The organism is Paraburkholderia sp. SIMBA_054, from assembly GCF_046534875.1.
Classification (GTDB): Bacteria; Pseudomonadota; Gammaproteobacteria; order Burkholderiales; family Burkholderiaceae; genus Paraburkholderia; species Paraburkholderia hospita.
In genome coordinates, this window is record NZ_JAWRXV010000070.1 from 1 (window position 1) to 17,715 (window position 17,715).

The 17,715-nt window shown below is 63.5% G+C and carries 15 protein-coding genes and 1 tRNA gene; 4 read left to right on the forward strand and 12 right to left on the reverse strand.

The window, feature by feature from the left end; all coding sequences use genetic code 11:
- Positions 1 to 140: 140 nt before the first annotated feature.
- On the reverse strand, positions 141 to 2,855 hold the full coding sequence (gene mdeB / locus SB822_RS46310; protein ID WP_410857827.1) for an alpha-ketoglutarate dehydrogenase: 2,715 nt from the start codon (positions 2,853 to 2,855) through the stop codon (positions 141 to 143).
- A 158-nt stretch (positions 2,856 to 3,013) separates the two neighbouring features.
- Between mdeB and SB822_RS46315 the strand changes: the two genes are divergently transcribed.
- Positions 3,014 to 3,553 (forward strand): Lrp/AsnC family transcriptional regulator, encoded by a 540-nt coding sequence (locus SB822_RS46315; protein ID WP_035539518.1) that lies wholly within the window; start codon positions 3,014 to 3,016, stop codon positions 3,551 to 3,553.
- A 26-nt stretch (positions 3,554 to 3,579) separates the two neighbouring features.
- On the opposite strand, the gene SB822_RS46320 is transcribed toward SB822_RS46315, so the two are convergent.
- Both SB822_RS46320 and SB822_RS46325 read right to left on the reverse strand, forming a co-directional pair.
- Positions 3,580 to 5,214 (reverse strand): acyl-CoA synthetase, encoded by a 1,635-nt coding sequence (locus SB822_RS46320; protein ID WP_094296790.1) that lies wholly within the window; start codon positions 5,212 to 5,214, stop codon positions 3,580 to 3,582.
- A 74-nt stretch (positions 5,215 to 5,288) separates the two neighbouring features.
- Positions 5,289 to 5,819, reverse strand: a complete 531-nt coding sequence (locus SB822_RS46325; protein ID WP_007590479.1) for an MgtC/SapB family protein — start codon at positions 5,817 to 5,819, stop codon at positions 5,289 to 5,291.
- Between the two features lie 173 nt (positions 5,820 to 5,992).
- Here SB822_RS46325 and SB822_RS46330 point away from each other — a divergent pair, with 173 nt between their 5' ends.
- Positions 5,993 to 6,265 carry a hypothetical protein gene (locus SB822_RS46330; RefSeq protein WP_007590478.1) on the forward strand — a complete coding sequence of 91 codons (273 nt, stop codon included), beginning with the start codon at positions 5,993 to 5,995 and terminating at the stop codon, positions 6,263 to 6,265.
- A 69-nt stretch (positions 6,266 to 6,334) separates the two neighbouring features.
- Here the strand turns inward: SB822_RS46330 and SB822_RS46335 are convergent, their stop codons facing one another.
- A complete protein-coding gene (locus SB822_RS46335) occupies positions 6,335 to 6,706 on the reverse strand; it encodes a DUF2591 domain-containing protein (RefSeq protein WP_007590475.1) in 372 nt (123 codons plus the stop codon).
- A gap of 126 nt (positions 6,707 to 6,832) precedes the next feature.
- On the opposite strand from SB822_RS46335, the gene SB822_RS46340 reads away from it, so the two are divergent.
- Positions 6,833 to 7,600 carry an SGNH/GDSL hydrolase family protein gene (locus SB822_RS46340; protein WP_007744889.1) on the forward strand — a complete coding sequence of 256 codons (768 nt, stop codon included), beginning with the start codon at positions 6,833 to 6,835 and terminating at the stop codon, positions 7,598 to 7,600.
- 97 nt (positions 7,601 to 7,697) lie between these two features.
- Here the strand turns inward: SB822_RS46340 and SB822_RS46345 are convergent, their stop codons facing one another.
- The 5 genes from SB822_RS46345 to SB822_RS46365 form a co-directional block, all read right to left on the reverse strand.
- Positions 7,698 to 9,053 carry a 2-hydroxycarboxylate transporter family protein gene (locus SB822_RS46345; protein WP_410857828.1) on the reverse strand — a complete coding sequence of 452 codons (1,356 nt, stop codon included), beginning with the start codon at positions 9,051 to 9,053 and terminating at the stop codon, positions 7,698 to 7,700.
- A 38-nt stretch (positions 9,054 to 9,091) separates the two neighbouring features.
- Complete coding sequence (locus tag SB822_RS46350; protein ID WP_094296792.1) at positions 9,092 to 10,456, reverse strand: short-chain fatty acid transporter; 1,365 nt, start codon at positions 10,454 to 10,456, stop codon at positions 9,092 to 9,094.
- Between the two features lie 91 nt (positions 10,457 to 10,547).
- Positions 10,548 to 11,384 carry an amidohydrolase family protein gene (locus SB822_RS46355; protein ID WP_007744880.1) on the reverse strand — a complete coding sequence of 279 codons (837 nt, stop codon included), beginning with the start codon at positions 11,382 to 11,384 and terminating at the stop codon, positions 10,548 to 10,550.
- A 29-nt stretch (positions 11,385 to 11,413) separates the two neighbouring features.
- Positions 11,414 to 12,619 (reverse strand): CaiB/BaiF CoA transferase family protein, encoded by a 1,206-nt coding sequence (locus SB822_RS46360; protein ID WP_094296793.1) that lies wholly within the window; start codon positions 12,617 to 12,619, stop codon positions 11,414 to 11,416.
- Between the two features lie 47 nt (positions 12,620 to 12,666).
- Positions 12,667 to 13,569 carry an HpcH/HpaI aldolase/citrate lyase family protein gene (locus SB822_RS46365; RefSeq protein ID WP_007744877.1) on the reverse strand — a complete coding sequence of 301 codons (903 nt, stop codon included), beginning with the start codon at positions 13,567 to 13,569 and terminating at the stop codon, positions 12,667 to 12,669.
- Between the two features lie 102 nt (positions 13,570 to 13,671).
- Between SB822_RS46365 and SB822_RS46370 the strand changes: the two genes are divergently transcribed.
- The gene (locus tag SB822_RS46370; protein ID WP_007744876.1) at positions 13,672 to 14,595 is read left to right on the forward strand and encodes a LysR family transcriptional regulator; all 924 of its coding nucleotides are present in this window, start codon (positions 13,672 to 13,674) and stop codon (positions 14,593 to 14,595) included.
- A 571-nt stretch (positions 14,596 to 15,166) separates the two neighbouring features.
- Here SB822_RS46370 and SB822_RS46375 read toward each other — a convergent pair.
- The 3 genes from SB822_RS46375 to SB822_RS46385 form a co-directional block, all read right to left on the reverse strand.
- Positions 15,167 to 15,257 (reverse strand) — tRNA-Ser (locus SB822_RS46375).
- A gap of 62 nt (positions 15,258 to 15,319) precedes the next feature.
- Entirely contained in the window at positions 15,320 to 17,338 is a 2,019-nt protein-coding gene (locus SB822_RS46380; protein ID WP_410857829.1) for a sodium:solute symporter family protein, read from the reverse strand.
- A complete protein-coding gene (locus SB822_RS46385; protein ID WP_007744875.1) occupies positions 17,335 to 17,700 on the reverse strand; it encodes a DUF4212 domain-containing protein in 366 nt (121 codons plus the stop codon). Before SB822_RS46385 ends, SB822_RS46380 begins: the two co-directional genes overlap by 4 nt.
- Positions 17,701 to 17,715 lie beyond the last annotated feature (15 nt).

A 17,715-nucleotide genomic window follows, 5' to 3' on the forward strand; every position in this document is an offset into this window, starting at 1 on the left:
GCGGCGGCAAAGAAAAGTAGGTGCCGCCCCGCACAGGGGCGACGCTTGAAGCAAGCTAACAAATCGCGGATGCCAGCACAAAATCAAACCTCGCAAACCAGCGCAGAAACAAATCCCACGAGACCACTACTCAACGAACGTCATCTTTCCCAAGGCGCCGCCCTGTCATCGCCATGACAGTTGTACTGCGCCAGCGCCTGCTTAACAATCTCACGCGCAATCGCGCCTTCATCGGCGAGTGCCTTCAATGCCGCAATCGCAATCGACGCGCGATCCACTTCGAAGAACGCCCGCAGTGCCGCGCGCGTATCGCTGCGCCCAAAGCCATCGGTGCCGAGGGTCACGTAGCGGCGCGGCACGTACGCGCGAATCAATTCGGGCACGGCACGCACGTAGTCGGTTGCGGCAATCACCGGACCACGCGATGCGGCGAGCGCAGAGGTCACATACGGCGTCGCGGTTTCGTCATCGCTGAACAGGCGCTCCGCGCGCTCCGATGCGATGCCATCGCGATGCAACTCGGTGAAACTCGTCACGCTCCACACGGCGGCGTCAATGTTCCAGTCGTCCTTCAACATGCGCGCGGCCGCCTGCACTTCGCCGAGTATCGCGCCCGAGCCCAGCAATTGGACCTGCGCGGTCTCCAGCGAAGGAACATCAAGCGGATACATACCCTTCAACACGCCTTCGCGCACGCTGTCGACGAACGCTGCAGGCAATGACGGCTGCGCGTAGTTCTCGTTCGTGACGGTCAGGTAATAGAACACATCGCGCTGTCGCCCGATCATCTCTTGCATGCCTTCGTCGACGATCATCGCCACTTCATAGGCAAACGCGGGGTCGTACGCCCGGCAGTTCGGCACCGTCGATGCCGCGAGATGGCTCGTGCCGTCCTGATGCTGCAATCCCTCGCCGCCGAGCGTCGTCTTGCCCGCCGTCGCGCCGATCAGGAAGCCTCGCGCGCGCTGGTCGGCTGCGGCCCAGATCAGATCGCCGATACGCTGGAAGCCAAACATCGAGTAGTAGATATAGAACGGCAGCATGGGCAGATCGTGCACGCTGTACGACGTCGCCGCCGCAATCCACGACGACACTGCGCCCGCCTCCGAGATGCCCTCTTCGAGAATCTGCCCGCCCGTGTCTTCGCGGTAGTAGAGCATCGAGCCCATATCTTCCGGCTCGTACAACTGGCCGAGCGGCGAATAGATGCCGACCTGGCGGAACAGGTTGGCCATGCCGAAGGTGCGCGCCTCGTCGGCGACGACGGGCACGACGCGCGGCCCAAGCGACGCATCCTTCAACAGGCTGCCGAGCATCCGCACGATCGCCATCGTCGTCGACATCTCCTTGCCGTTCGCGTCCAGCGCGAATTGCCCCCAGGAAGACATCGCAGGCACGGTCGGTGTCTGCGATGCCGCTTTCCGCCTTCTGGGCAGATAGCCTCCCAAGGCAGCCCGGCGTGCATGCAGGTACTGCATTTCCGGGCTGTTTTCCGCTGGCTTGTAGAACTTGAGCTGCTCGACGTCGCTATCGGACAAAGGCAGGCGAAAGCGATCTCGGAACGCCTTCAACTGCTCGACGTCGAGCTTCTTCTGCTGGTGCGTCGTCATGCGCCCCTGGCCAATCGCGCCCATGCCGAAGCCCTTCATCGTCTTCGCGAGAATCACCGTGGGCTGGCCGCTGTGCTTCAACGCACGGTCATACGCAGCATGCAGCTTGCGCACGTCGTGGCCGCCGCGCCGCAAGCGGTCGATATCGTCGTTGCTCAGATGCGCGGCGAGCGCGGCCAGCTCCGGGTTCTGCCCGAAGAAGCGCTCGCGGTTGTAGGCGCCGTCGTTGGCCGAGAAGGTCTGGAACTGGCCGTCCACCGTGTGCGCGAAGGCGCGCAGCAAGGCGCCCGTGCGATCGCGCGCAAAGAGGGCATCCCAGTCCGAGCCCCATACGACCTTGATGACGTTCCAGCCCGCGCCCGTGAACTGCGCTTCGAGTTCGTCGATGATGCGGCCGTTGCTGCGCACCGGGCCGTCGAGCCGCTGCAGATTGCAGTTGATCACGAACACAAGGTTGTCGAGCCCTTCGCGCGCCGCCAGCGACAAGGCGCCGATCGATTCCGGCTCGTCCATCTCGCCGTCGCCGAAAAAGCCCCACACCTTGCGGCCTTCCGTCTTTTGCAGGCCGCGGTTTTGCAGGTAGCGCATGAAGCGCGCCTGGTAAATCGAGTTGATGGGACCGATGCCCATCGAGCCCGTCGGGAACTGCCAGAAGTCCGGCATCAGCCACGGATGCGGATACGAACACAGGCCCGGCCCCGCGATCTCGCGGCGGTAGTGTTCGAGATGCGTCTCGTCGAGAAAGCCTTCAAGAAAGGCGCGCGCATACACACCCGGCGACGAATGCGGCTGGAAGTAGACGAGATCGCCGCCGTGCGACTCATTCGCGGCGCGGAAAAAATGATTGAAGCCGACTTCGAACAGATCGGCCGCCGACGCATAGCTGGCGATATGGCCGCCCAGTTCGCCATACGCGCGATTGGCCCGCACCACCATCGCGAGCGCGTTCCAGCGCAATGCAGCGGCGAGCTTTTCCTCAGTGTCGAGGTCGCCCGGATACGGTGACTGCTGATCGACGGGAATCGTATTCGCGTACGGCGTGACGTTCGCGCGCGCCGTCGCGACGCCGTTGCCCAGCGCATGCGCGGCCAGCCGGTCGAACAGGTACTGCGCGCGTTCGAGGCCGACGTGCTGGACGACGCCATCGAGCGCAGCCAGCCATTCGGCCGTCTCCTGCGGATCGCTGTCGATGCGAGCTTGAGTGAGGGCAAGAACGGGGCGGGCACCGCTCGATAAATCCGTCATGGCACAACTCCGGCTGAAAAACGTACGTGAAAACGACTCGGAAACGTGCAATCAGCTTACCCATGCATCCGCAAAATGTGCGTCTCTTTTGCTTGCGTCAGCGCTTTCAGATAGTGTATTTATTCTGGTAAATCGACCTTACGCGGAATATTTACACCATGAGCTCAGACGCAAAACCGGCCGCACGACGGCTGGACCGCATCGACATCGCGATCCTGCAGCAACTTCAGCAGAACGCGCGCATCACCAACGCGGAACTGGCGCGCGCCGTCAACCTGTCGCCGACGCCCTGCTTCAACCGCGTGCGCGCGCTCGAAAAGCTGGGCCTGTTCCGTCAACAGGTCACGCTGCTCGACGCCGGGGCGCTCGGCCTGCGCATCAACGTGTTCATTCAGGTGAGCCTCGAAAAGCAGGTCGAAGACGCGCTGCGCCGCTTCGAGCAGGAAGTCGGCGAACGCCCCGAGGTGATGGAGTGCTACCTGATGACGGGCGACGCCGACTATCTGCTGCGCGTCGTCGTGCCCGATATGCAGAGCCTGGAACGGTTCATCGTGCAGTGGCTGACGAAGATTCCCGGCGTGTCGAATATCCGCTCGAGCTTCGCGCTCAAGCAGGTGCGCTACAAGACGGCGTTGCCGCTGCCCGTCGCGGGCCTGACGCTGTCGACGGAGGATGACGCGCCGCGTGAGTGGGCGTGATCTGGACCACCCGCGCGCCGGATTGATTAGCGCGGCGGCGTCACGCGCTCGCGCAACTCGCGCCGGATGACCTTGCCTGTCGGCGTCATCGGCAACGCGTCGACGAAATGGATCGCGCGCGGATACTCGTGCGCGGCGAGATGCGTCTTCACGTGCTCCTGCAGCGTCTGCACGAGCGCGTCGCTCGGCTGATAGCCGGGGTTCAGCACGACGAACGCGGTGACGATCTCCGTGCGCTGCGCATCGGGCGCACCGACCACGGCCGCCATCCGCACGGCGGGATGACGCAGCAGACAGTCTTCGATCGGCGCGGGACCGATCCGGTAACCGGCGCTCGTGATCACGTCGTCGTCGCGGCCAACGAAGCGGATAAAGCCGTCCCCGTCCATCAGCCCCATGTCACCCGTCAGCAGCCAGTCGCCACGAAACTTGTCGCGCGTGGCGGATTCATTGCGCCAGTAGCCGAGGAACATCACCGGGTCCGGCGCGTGGATCGCGATGTTGCCAGGCTCGCCGCGCGGCACCGTGTGCCCCGTGTCATCGACGATCGCCACGCGATGGCCCGGCACCACCTTGCCGATCGAACCGAAGCATGGCTCGAACAACGTCGCGCATGACGCCACGACCACATTGCACTCCGTCTGCCCGTAGAACTCGTTGATCGTCACGCCAAGCGCGCGCCGTCCCCATTCGATCAGCTCCGCGCCAAGCGATTCGCCGCCGCTCGCCACCGCGCGCAGCGACAGTGCCCAGCGCTCGGGATGTTCGACGGTGCGCATCATCTTCAGCGCCGTCGGCGGCAGGAACGCATGCGTGACGGCATGACGCTGCATCAGGTCGAACGCGGCCTCGCCGTCGAACTTCTCGAAGCGCCGCGCCAGCACGGCGACGCCGTGATGCCACGACGGCAGCAGCACATCGAACAGCCCGCCGATCCACGCCCAGTCGGCGGGCGTCCACATCAGGCGCGCGTCGTTCGGGAAGAACGCTTGCGGCATCTCCACGCCGGGCAGATGGCCGAGCAGCACGCGATGCGCATGCAGCGCACCCTTTGGCTTGCCCGTCGTGCCGGACGTGTAGATGATGACGGCAGGATCGTTGGCGGAGGTCGGCTCCGCGTCGAAGGCGGCGGGCGATTCGTTCAACGCCGACCAGAACGATTCGACCTGCAAGGCGGTATCCGCATGGTCGGTGTCGACGCAGAAGATCGAACGCAATTCAGGCAGGCTCGAACGGACCGAGGCGATTTTCTGTGCGCCGCCGAGGTCTGTGACGAGCGCGACGGCGCCGCTGTCGGACAAACGGTACTGCAGCGCGTCGGGACCGAACAGCGCGAAGAGCGGCACGGCGATCGCGCCGCATTTGTACACGGCGAGATGCGCGAGCGCCGTCTCCACCGATTGCGCGAGAAAGATGCCGACACGATCGCCCTTCTTCACGCCGCTTCTGCGCAGCGCGTTGGCGAAACGGTCGGACAATGACTTGAGTTCGTCGAAGGTGTAGCGCGTTGCTTGCCCGTCGCGCGTTTCGCAGATCAACGCAAGACGGCCGCTGCCGTCGGCCCATTTGTCGCAAGCATCGACGCCGATGTTGTACTGCGGCGGAATGCGCCATTCAAACGCGGCGACGAGGGCGTCGTAGCTGTCAGCGGCGGGAAGCATCCGTTGTCTCCTAAGTATTGGGCACGCGCCCGCTCATGCTACTCCGCAAGCAAAGCCTGCGGCGCGTGCTCGCCTCACTCGACACGTTTCGACGGCTCGTCCTGTTCAGGCTTGTCATGCGTGTGGGGCGGCACGAGCGGCTTGAACATCCGCACGCCGCCGAGGATCACGAGCGCGATCACCGTGCTGAGAATCGCAGTCGCTTCGCGCCCGAGTCCCGCCGCGACGCCGACGCCCGCCGCAAGCCAGAGACTCGCGGCCGTCGTCAGTCCGCGCACTTCCCGCTCCGCGCTGAGCTTGATGATGGCACCCGCGCCGAGAAAGCCGATGCCCGATACCAGGCCCTGCAACACGCGGCTCATGTTGTCCTGCGAAAATCCCGCCTGCAACGGCACGAGCACGAACAGAGCCGAACCCGTCGCGACCAGCATATGCGTGCGCAGGCCCGCGTCGCGCCTCGCCATTTCGCGCTCGAAGCCCAGCGCGCCGCCCAACAGCAACGCGAGTCCAAGGCGTATCACGACTTGCGTGATCGCCTTGACGTCGTCCAGATCCGAGAACTCCCGGGCCACGGTCAACCAGACTTCATGCCACCATCCGCCCATGCCCTCCTCCTCTCGACACGGCAACGCACGCGCTGCGCCCTTACGGGAAAGCATAATGTAATGTCATCGCGTGTCGCCGGATAGCGAGCCCGACACACAGAACCCCGCTAAAGTTTTTTTCAGTTGCCTGTTGCGGCCCTCGCCCGCGACAATGCGCCAACCGAGGGAGGACTATGAAGAAGTGCATTCTGCTCGCCGGAATTGGCGTGCTTGCCGCGTGTACCGCGGTATCGGGCGTGGACAGAAAGCAGAACGGCTACCTCTCGATAACGAGTCACGGGCGCTTCAGCCTGATTTCGTGGAATAGCGTCCGCAACGCGGGGATCAAGCATGCAAAGGCGTATTGCCGCGAACAGAACAAGGAATTGCACACCGTCGAGATCCACACGAACGGCGTGCGCGGCGCAGGCACTCAGACTGTCGAAGTGGTGTTCGAGTGCATCTGATGAAATGACGCACGGCGCGCCGTATGGATCGCCGTACGGCTCGCCTTATGGCGCGATGCACGGCGGCGCTCAGTGCGTGCCGGCTTCGTCCGCGACCGTGTCGCCGAAATGGCTCGCGACGAACGCGCGCATCGCCGCGATCAACGGCGATTCGCCGACCTGCTCGATCGTGCTCGCGCCGGCTGGAACCGACCCCGTCCATGCCGCGCGATCGCCCGCCGCGGCCGGCACGAGATGGATTCTCGCCCGTTCGATGATCGGGCCGCATTGCGCCCAGTCCGTGGACGGCGCGAACGCAGCTTCGAGCGCGCCAGCGGGATCGCCGTCGCAGGCGGGCTCCTCGATCCAGCAGAAGCCGTCGTCGACGCGTGGCATCGGCAGATTGTCCGCTCGGGCGACCCAGTAATCGAGTAACGCGCCTTCCAGCTCTGAAACTCTCATCTCTGCTCCTCGTGGAGATCGTATGTGCTGAACGCAGTATCGATTGTGCATCAAGTTCGTGTTGCGCTTTGTGACGCCGCAAGATCAGATCGCGGCGACTGACGTCCAACTCAATTGCGGGGCACCATGACGTTCGACTATCGACAGGCAAGTCTGCGCGCAAAACCGTCGCATAAGCGCTCGCATGCGCTGGCGGCCGTGCTGCTCGGCATCGCCGCGATGCAGGCCAATGCCGCCGCTGGCCCGGCGCACAGGGCGGCCACGGCGGACCGGCCGATCATCATCGACGCGCAAGGCGATTCGACGATGTTTGGCTATCAAACGTCGGACGGTTTCAACAAGTCATGGCAAACGCCGGACAATCCGCCCGCCCTGCTTCAGGCTGCGTTGCAGGCCCGCTTCGGCCCGCATGTGATTGTGCAGAACAACGGCGTGCCGGGCGCGACGCTCGTCGATCGCGAGAAAGGCATCAACGGATATAGCCAGCCGTACGCGCAATGGGTAGCGACGTCGCCGGCGCATATCGTGATCGTCAACTTCGCGCTCAACGACGCCGACAATCACGTCAAGGAGCCGCCCTCCGCGTTTCGCGCGCACCTGATGCGCTTCATCGAAGAGTCGCAAGGCGCGGGCCGGATCGTCGTGCTCGAAGAACCGAACCCGGTCGATTATTCCGTGAACAAAAGGATAGTGCCGCGCTATGTCGCTGTCGTCGATGAAATGGCGAAGCATTACCGGCTCGCACTGATCCGGCAGTACGCGTATATCGGTGCGATGCATGACTGGCGATCGTTGTTGATCGACGGCGTGCATCCAACGGATGCGCTGTATCGGCTCAAGGCCGAACGGCAGCGCGAAGTCGTCGAGCCGATCGTCGCGAAGCTGATCGAGTGATCGCATTCGACAAATCTTCTTGTGCTTTGATACGACCACAATAAAAAGCCGTCGAATCGTGTTGAATTCGACGGCTCGATAAACGCGAAGCACGGGATCATCTCCAGTACGCAAACACCCCCAACGCTGCCATCACCGTCAACGCACCACCGATACGCGTTGCAATCTGCGCAAACGGCATCAGCTCCATCCGGTTGGCCGCAGTGAGAATCGCCACATCCCCCGTCCCGCCGAGCCCGCTATGCGTTGCATTGACGATGGCGGCTTCGACGGGATACATGCCGACCAGCCTGCCGACGAAGAAACCCGTCACAGTCAGCGCGAGCACCGTCGAAACCGCCGTGACGATATTGACCCAATGAAACGCCGTCACGATCTCGCCCCACGGCGTCATGGCGACGCTGATCGCGAACATCAGCGGATACGTCACGGCCGTCGAGAAAAAGCCGTACATGAAACGCGCGCCGCCTCGCACGCGCGGCGACACGACCTGGAACAGCTGCGCCGCGACGACCAGCACGAGCATCACGACGGGCGCGGGCCAGCCGAACAGTTGATGGCTGAGCACGCCAAGCAGATAGAACGCGATGGCCGTCGAACCCGCCGCCGCGACCGAGCCGACGTCGAATTCGAATGACGCCGGGCGTGGCGCGATGTCTTCATCGCTGCCGTCCGCTTTGGTCAAACGTCCGTTGCCCGTCCATTCAGGCCGGCGCGTGCCGAGATAGCTCAGCAAGCCGGCGCAACAAATCGCCGCGATATTGCCGAGCATCACCGCCGACAGAACCTGCGCGAACAGCGGCCCCTGCTCGACGCCCAGAATCTGCGCGTAACCTGCCGACAACGGCAGCGCGCCCTCGCCGACTCCGCCCGCCATGATCGGCACGACGACCATGAACAACGCGTGGCGCGCATCGAGCCCGAGCGCGGTCCCCACAGCAGTGCCGACCAGCGCCGCGGCAACGGAGCCCGCCGCAACGGGAATGAAGATGCGCACGAAGCCTTTGATCAGCATGTGACGGTCCATGCTGAGCACACTGCCCACAATGATCGCCGCGATGAACAGATACAGAAAATTCGAAGTCTTCGTAAAGGTCGTCACTGCCTTGACGACGGGCTCGGGCATCAGCTTGTAGTACACCAGCATCGACGGAATGAAGGCCGCAAAAATCGACGTGGCTCCGATGTGGCGAATCCACGGAATGCGCTTCGCCAGTTCGGCGCATGTGAAGCCGCCGACCGCGACGAGTGCGATGCCTGTCGGCAGATCCGCTGCGAGCTTGCCTTTCGCCGCCATCGCGCCGAGCACGCCCAGCATCAGCACATAGACGGGCAATGGCAACGAACCGACGCGTAGGTCGAACACGCGCCACCACCATTCGATGACGGCATGCGGCGCTTGCGCCTCGCTAATCGAAGCAGCGCCCAACGCGGCTTGCGTCGATGATTTCATTGGATGGTCTCCGTTCATTGTTTCGACGGGAGCCCCGCTCATACGAGCAGCAGCAATGCGGCGCCATACACGAGCGCGCCGACGATAAACGTCATCACGGTAAAGCCGAGCACGCGCTGCACGCCGATGCCCGCCATCGCAACGACGGGCGCGGCCCAGAACGGCTGCATCATGTTCGACACCTGCTCGCCCATTGCGACGGCCATCGTCGTCGCGGGCACGGATGCATGCAGCGCGACGGCGGCAGGCACGACGAACGGCCCCTGCACTGCCCAGTGGCCGCCGCCGCTCGGAATGAAGAACGTGACGATCAGCGAGCAGACGTAACTCCAGAACGGCAGCGTATGCGCGTTGGAAATAGCGATGAAGAAATGGGAAATGACGTTCGGAAAACCGGTCGCATCCATCATGCCCATGATTCCGCCGTACAGCGGGTATTGCAGCATCATCGAACCCGTCTGCCGCGCGGCGTTTTTCACGGCATCGGCATACGCGAGCGGATAGCCGTGCAGGATCACGCCCGCAATGAACATCACGAAAATCACCGCGTTGACGCCGGAAAACGCGATGTGCTCTGACTGCGCGAGCACCAGCAGCGCAATGCCCGTCGCACCGATGAATGCCGAACCGAGCCACGAATATTCGATCCAGCGCGCGAAGCTCAGCTTGCCCGTGGGCTTCTCACGCGGCGCCGCATCGGGATGCTTTTGCGTATCGAGCAGCACGGCATCTTCGTCGCGTGGCTTGAGCCATGCGAGAACGAACGGCATCGCCAGCAGCATCGCGATGGTCGGCACCAGATTGAAACCCGTGAATACCGTCGCGCTGAACGGCAGCACCTCACCCGTGATCTTTTGCACGACGTTCATCGCGCTGCCCGGTGTCGACTGCGCAAGCGCAATCGAACTGGAGATGCCGCTTGCCCACACGACCCATCCCGAGAAGCCCGCCGCGACGATCCACGCGAAGTCGACCCGCATGCGTTTCGCGACTTCGCGCGCCAGCAATGCGCTGACGACGAGCCCCAGACCCCAGTTGCAAAACGACGCAACGGCCACGAGCACGAACGTGAGTGTCGCGGCCTGCACGGGCGTGCGAGCAACGGAAACGAGTGCCTTGAAGACGCGTTGCACGATGGGCGCGTGAGCGAACGCGTGACCCGTCACGAGCACCAGCGTGATCTGAAACGCGAACGTGAGAATGTCGAAGAAGCCCTTGTACCAGCCGCCGACCAGCTTGCCCAACGACGCATGTGGCGCGAACATCGCCGACAACACCGCGACGATCGCCGTGATGAGGATTGCGAGCACGAACGGATCGGGGATGGTGCGCTCGAACAGGCCGATCGTCGCCTCGGTGAAGCGGGTCTTGCGCACTGACGATGGCGCAACGGTGGATTTCATCACGTGTCTCCGGTTTTGAATGTGCCCGCGCGTCGTTTGGGCTTTGTGTAGTTGGCGGGTCGTCTCTTCAGGACTTTTCAGTGCAAGGCGCTCAATTGCCGAATCCGTATAGCGTTGCCGCGTTGTCGACGAGGATGCGATCGCGCGTGGCCGTATCGTTCGTCCATTCGCCGAGCAGATCGAGCAGCAACGGATCGTCGGGCTTGTGCGTCTCCGTTACGTGCGGCCAGTCGCTGCCCCACACCAGCCTGTCCGGCACGGCCGAGATCCATGCCCGCGCCGTCGGCGCTGCATCGGCATAGCGACGGTCGAGCCCTTCGATCGAATCGAGGTACGGGCCGGACAGCTTGATCCACGCGCGACCGGCATCGGCGAGACGGCACACGATGGGAAACGCCGCGTGCGCCGCGCCATCGGGCAACGGAAGGCGCGCGCAATGATCGAACACGATCGTCGATGGGAGACGCGCGAGCAGCGGTTCGTGCTCGACGATCTGCGCGGCCGTCCAATGCAGTTGCACATGCCAGCCGAGTTCCGCCACGCGTGTTGCCAGCGGCTCGACCATGTCGAAGCCGACCACGGCGTTCGCCGGCGTATAGAGCGTGAAGCGGATGCCGCGAATGCCGCCCGCGTGCAGCGTTTCAAGCTCGGCGTCCGTCACATCGGGACGCACGACGGCGACGCCGCGCGCATTCGCGATGCCGAACTGGCGAATCGCATCGAGCGTCACGGCGTTGTCGGTGCCGTAGATGCGCGGCGTCACGATCACCACGCGCTGCGTGCCGATCCGCGCCTGCACTTCGCGATACGCTGCCACATCCGCAGTGTCGACAAAACCTGCTGCGTCGCGATGCGCGAGGAACGCGCGGTTATAGATGTGGATGTGCGAATCGCAAGCGCCTGGTGGCGTGTGCCGATGTAAGTCCATGCGTGTCTCCTTCTTCTTTTTGCGGATCTCTACAGCACAGCGCGCTTCTCGCGCAGACTTTCGATGTCGGCGTCGGAGCATCCCGCGTCGCGCAGCACCGCGTCCGAATGCTCGCCGAACGCGGGGGCCGCGAATGGCTCGGGCAACGGCGTCGCGCCAAAACGGATCGGATGCTTGAAGCCGCGATACCGGCCCACACCCGGATACTCGAAGTCGGTCACCATGTCTTCGGCGAGCACCTGCGGATGGTCGAACATGTCTTCGATGCCGCGGGCCGCGGCGCACGGCACGGCGTCGCCGAAATGCGTTTCCCATTCGAGCGCCGTGCGAACCTGCAAAGCCGCGCGAAGCTTCGGAACGATTTCGCCGCAATGCAATGCGCGCTTGCGCACCGTGTCGTAGCGTTCATTCTCCGCAAGCTCCTTGAGGTCCGTTTTCTCGCACAGCGCCTGCCAGAAATGTGGCGTGTTCGCCGACAGATACAGATAGCCCTGGCGCGTCGGATGAATACCCGTGATGCCGCCCGAGCGCATGTCGCGGCCCGTCTCTTTCGGCTCGTCGTCGGCCCAGATCATGCGGGCCGACTGCATCGCCAGTGCGCTACGCAGCAACGACACGCCCACGTACTGACCTGCGCCGCTGCGCTCGCGATCGAACAGTGCGGACGACACGCCCGCCGCGACCAGCGCGGCCGCATAGTAGTCGACCACCGAGCCATAGACGATTTCGGGCGGACCGCCGTGGTGGCCTTGCAGCGCGCAGATGCCCGTCATCGTTTGCAGGACCTGGTCGTAGCCCGCCTTGTCGCGGTTGGGGCCCGTTTCGCCATACCCTGTCACCGCGCAATAGATCAGCCGCGGATTGACCTCGCGCAACTGCTCGTAACCAATCCCGAGGCGCTCCGGCACGCCCGGCCGGAAGTTGTGCACGAGCACATCGGCCGTCTTCACGAGGCGCATCATCACGTCGAGCGCTTCGGGCTGTTTCAGGTCCAGCACGAGGCCGCGCTTGCCGCGGTTCACGCCGAGAAAGGCGCGGCTTTCGGCTTCGAGCGTCGAAGGATACTTGCGCAGGTTGTCGCCCGAAGGCGGCTCGATCTTGATGACCTCGGCGCCCTGATCGGCGAGCAGCGTGCAACCATACGGCCCCGCGATATAGGCGCTCAGGTCGAGCACGCGCAAGCCGGCGAGCGGTCCCTGCTGTCGTGCGTCGGCTGATTGCGATGGTTGTTGCATGTGTTTCTCCAACTCGATTCGATGTGTGTGCACGACAACGCGCTGCTTTACGAGGCTGTGCTGCCAACGACGGCGCGCTGCTCGCCCGTCAGCAGTTCGAGACGCGCAGCGTGCTGCACGAGCGCGCGCGCACGCTCGAAGAACGGCGGATCGATCATCCTGCCGTCGACGACGTACGCGCCCAGGCCTTTGCTCTGCGCATCGCGTGCTGCTTCGACGACGCGCACCGCATGCGCGATGTCTGCGTCGGACGGACGGAACACGTCGTTGGCCAGCGCGATCTGGCTCGGGTGGATGCAGCTCTTGCCGAGGAAGCCCATCGCGTGCGCGAGCTGCGCTTCGGCGCGGAAGCCCGCTTCGTCCTTGATGTTCGCGAACGCCGAGTCGTACGCGAAGACGTTCGCCTCGCCTGCTGCGATGCGCAGCGTGAACATCGCCTGCTGAATCGCCGCCTGCTCGCGACGCGCGATGCCAAGCGGCTCGAACAGATCGCCCAGCCCAAGCTGCAACCCGGCGACGCGCGGATGCGCGGCGGCGAGTTCCGCGGCGCGCCGCAATGCTTTCGGCGATTCGATGTTGAGCAGCAAGCGCACGGGCACGCTCACGCCATTTGCCTGCTCGGCCTGTTCGAGCGCAGCGGCAGCGGCGCGCACGTCGTCCGCGCTTTCGGGTTTCGGGAGATTCAGGTAGTCGAGACCGGGCTGCACGACGGCGTCGAGATCGGCGGAAAAAAACGGGGTGTCGAGCGCGTTGACGCGCACGATCAGCACCTTGCGATGCTCGCGCACCGCGCTTTCGCGCAACAGATCCCGCAGCGCGAGACGCGCTTGCGGCTTGCGCTCCGGTGAGACGGCATCTTCGAGATCGAACGAGAGGGCATCGGCGGCGCTCGCGAGCGCCTTGGCGAACAGCTCCGGGCGCGATGCCGGCACGAACAGCTTGCTTCTCATGTCTCCGTTCCAGTTGCTTATTGGCTGGCAACCAGTCTACGGAGAGACAGGTTTTAGATAAACTATCTGTGCCTATCTTTAAACAATAGAATATCTATCGTTATGGACATTAACTTTCTCGGTAATCTGCTGCTGGTCGTCGATACGGGCTCGATGGCCGAGGCGGCGCGGCGAGTCGGCGTGACGCCTGCGGCGATCGCGCAGCAGGTGCAGGCGCTCGAGCGGGAACTCGGCGTGCCCCTGCTCGTGCGCGCGGGGCGCACGGTGATTCCGACGGAAGCGGGTCATCGTGTGATCGCGCGTGCGAGGAATCTCGTGCGTGAATTCGCGGAGTTGAAGGCGTTCGCGCTTGAGGACGAAGCTGCGGGCGAATTGCGCATCGGTACGATCACGACGGCGCTGCTCTCGTTGTTACCGGACGTGCTGGCCGCGTTCGCGCGAGCGTTTCCGCAGGCCAACGTGCTGATACGCGCTGGGACGTCGATGGAACTCTATGAAACCTTGCAACTTGGTGATCTCGACGTTGCCGTCTGTCTGCATCCTGCGTTCGCGCTGCCCAAGGCATATGACTGGCATCTGCTGCGGGAGGAACCGATTGTCGTGCTCGCGCCGGCGCGGCTGAAGGATGAGGACCCGCATGAACTGCTGCGGCGTGAGCCGTTTATCCGCTATGACCGCTCGCTCGGCGGCGGCAAGCAGGCGGATCAATATCTGCGGTCCGCGCGGATCGCTCCACGTGAAGTGTTCGAACTGAATTCGCTGATGGCGATTGCGATGATGGTCGATCGGGGACTCGGTGTGTCGCTGGTGCCGGATATCGTGTCGCCGCTGACGGCGACGCTAAAGGTCGCGAGGCTCGCGCTGCCGACACCGACCGAGCCTAGGCGGTTCGGTGTGCTGTGGCATAAGACGTCGCCGCGTGGGCGGTTGATCAAGGGGTTTTTGCAGTGTGCGGATGGGGTGCTTGGGTATGGGGATAGCGGTGGCGATGGGAAGAAGGTTGGGCGGCGCCGGTCGGGTGGGTGATCGCCCGATTACTCTGTTGTCGGCGATGTGATTGCGTCGATGACAACAGGAAGTGGTAACTAGAGCGATTCGGCTGCCGCTGCCCCGCTCCGGCGATGTCAATACATTCGCCCGAACAGGTATTGCGCGAAGCGAGCGGCTGATGGAGTCGCCGCAAAGTCAGGCATTCGGCCGTGCTTGAAAGCACGGCTGCCACTCAGGAAGCGTCAATTCAGAACTATGCGATCGGCGAGACCCGGGCTTTTGTAGTGCGCCATCGTTGCGCTTGCGCCTCGGCATTCCGGGGTCTGCCTGTTCGAAAACCTCGGATCCTGCAATTGATATGTCATACTAAATTTCAAGTGCATGACTGACGAGGAAATGGACATTCCAATGGGAGCGGAGTTGCGGTGCAGACAGACCGACAGTGCGGCGATAGCCGAGCACGCCGGACATCGCCGGATTGCCAGCGGAGTGTCGCGATCACATGAAAAAAACCAGCGCCCCAACGAGAGCCGGACCCAATCACGAACCCGAAGAAAAACAAAAACCCCGCAAGCCATCGGCTTAACGGGGTTTCAGTATTGAATTGTGGCGGAGAGACGGGGATTCGAACCCCGGATAGGTTATTAACCTATACACGCTTTCCAGGCGTGCGACTTAAACCGCTCATCCATCTCTCCGGCGGGGAGGCGCATTATAGCAGATCCCGCCGCCATTGCCACCCCGTCCGAAAGGCCAACCATCACGGATGGCGGATATAGTCCACCAGCGCCCGCGTATACGCATCCGGCTTCCGGTCCACGAGGCTCACGAGCACCGTCACCAGAAAACCCGCCGGCACGCCGAACACGCCCGAGCTGATCGGCTCGATACCGAACCAGCGGGGCCCGACAAAGCCCGTCAGCTGCGTGAAGAACGGATACGTCGACACGATGTACCAGATGCACACCACCAGCCCCGCCACCATGCCTGCCACCGCGCCCAGACGCGTCGTCCGCTTCCAGAACACCCCAAGCACGAGCACAGGAAAAAGACTCGACGCCGCCAGCGAAAACGCCGCGCCCACCAGAAACAGGATGTTCCCCGTATTCAGCGACGCCACATAAGACGCAAACAGCGCCACCCCAAGCAACAGGATCTTCGAGATCGTCACCCGCTTCTGGCTCGACGCCTCGGGATCGACCATGTGGTAATACACGTCGTGCGAAAGCGCATTGGCGATCGTCAGCAGCAGGCCATCGGCGGTTGAAAGCGCCGCCGCCAGCGCGCCCGCCGCAATCAGCCCCGACATCACATACGGCAGCCCCGCAATCTCCGGCGCGGCGAGCACGACCATGTCCGGCTGCATCTGGATCTCGCTCCAGCGGACGATTCCGTCGCCGTTCACATCGGCGATGCTCAGCAGGTACGGCTCGACATGCCGCCACTGCATCACCCATTGCGGCAGGTCGGAAAACCGATGCCCGACCAGATTCGACAGAATCTCGTACTTGATCAGCACCGCAAGCACGGGCACCGTCAGATAGAACAGCGCGACGAAGAACAGCGTCCAGCCAACCGAGCGCCGTGCCGACGCGACCGACGTCGTCGTGTTGTAGCGCGTGAGGATATGCGGCAAGCTCGCCGTCCCCAGAGAGAGGCACAGCAGCAGCGACAGGAAATTGCGCAGATGCAGCCGCCGCTCGTCCTCGTTCGCGGCGGGAAACGGCTCATGCATCGGCACGGGCGGCGCTGCGCGCTGCATCATCTCGTCGCGTTGCTGCGCCCACACGATCTGCGCCGTCGCTGGATCACGCGGAAAGCGCGCGATGCGCCGCTCCAGATCGGCGATCTCGCGCAGCGGTCCGTTATGCCGCCGCAGATCGTCAAGTTGCACGGTAAGGCGGCCCTTCTCGTCGATATACGACTGCGGCAGGCTGTCGATCTGCGTCTGGATCAGCGCTGCGCGCATCCGGTAGTCGTCGCGCACCGACTGCTCCGATGGCGCATCGCGCACCTGGCGCTCGAGCGACTCGACGCGCTCCATCAGACGCCCATAGTTGAGTTGCGGCACCCAGCCGAGCCCGTCCTTGTGCGCAATCATCGACACAGGAATCAGGAACGCCACGATCAGGATGATGTACTGCGCAACCTGCGTCCACGTCACCGCGCGCATGCCGCCAAGAAACGAGCACACCAGAATGCCCGCGAGCCCGCAGAAAATGCCGATCGCAAAGTCGACGCCGATAAAGCGCGTCGCGATCAGTCCGACGCCCTGGATCTGCGCGACGAGATAAACGAACGAGCACAGGATCGCCGACAGCGCCGCAAGCCCGCGTACCGCGTTGCTCGAAAAGCGCGTGCCGAGAAAATCGGGAATCGTGTAGCGCGCGAGCTTGCGCACGTACGGCGCAAGCAGAAACGCGACGAGGCAATAGCCACCCGTCCAGCCCATCATGTACGCGAGACCGTCATAGCCCGTTGCGTACAAGGTGCCCGCCAGCCCGATGAACGAGGCCGCCGACAGCCAGTCCGCCGCCGTCGCCATGCCGTTGAACGCGGACGGCACGCGCCGCCCCGCTACGTAGTATTCGACGAGATCGGAAGTCCGCGACAGCAGGCCGATTACTGCATACACGGCAATCGGCACGAACAGGAACACGTAGCCGATCCACGTGCCCGGCCCGCTGACGGCTTCGATACGCCAGAGCAGATAGATGAAGATCAAAAAGCCGATCGTGTAGAGCGAATACGAGCGGATCAGCCGATGCGCGAGCTTCATCGGTCGGCTGCGCGCTCGGCGAAGTCGTCGGTCGCGCTGGCTGCGAGCGCGCGCAGAAGCGCCGCGTCGGCGCGTTGCATCAGCACGATGTACACGACGATCAACAGCAGGTACACGAGAATCGCCCCTTGCGCGCCCATGTAGAACGGCAGGCTGAAGCCCGCAAAACGCGCGTGCTCGAGGTTTCGCGCGATGAGCGGCACGATGAACGACACGAAGAAACCGATCAGCATCAGCGCGACGATCAGCATGACGTTGAAGCGCCAGTAGCGCGCGTGCGCACGCGCCATCGCCGCCGTCACGGGCGGCGGCTCGGGCACGGGATTGATCGTGAATCGCGATGTGTGGTGTGGCGCGGTCATGCGCCTATTTATCAA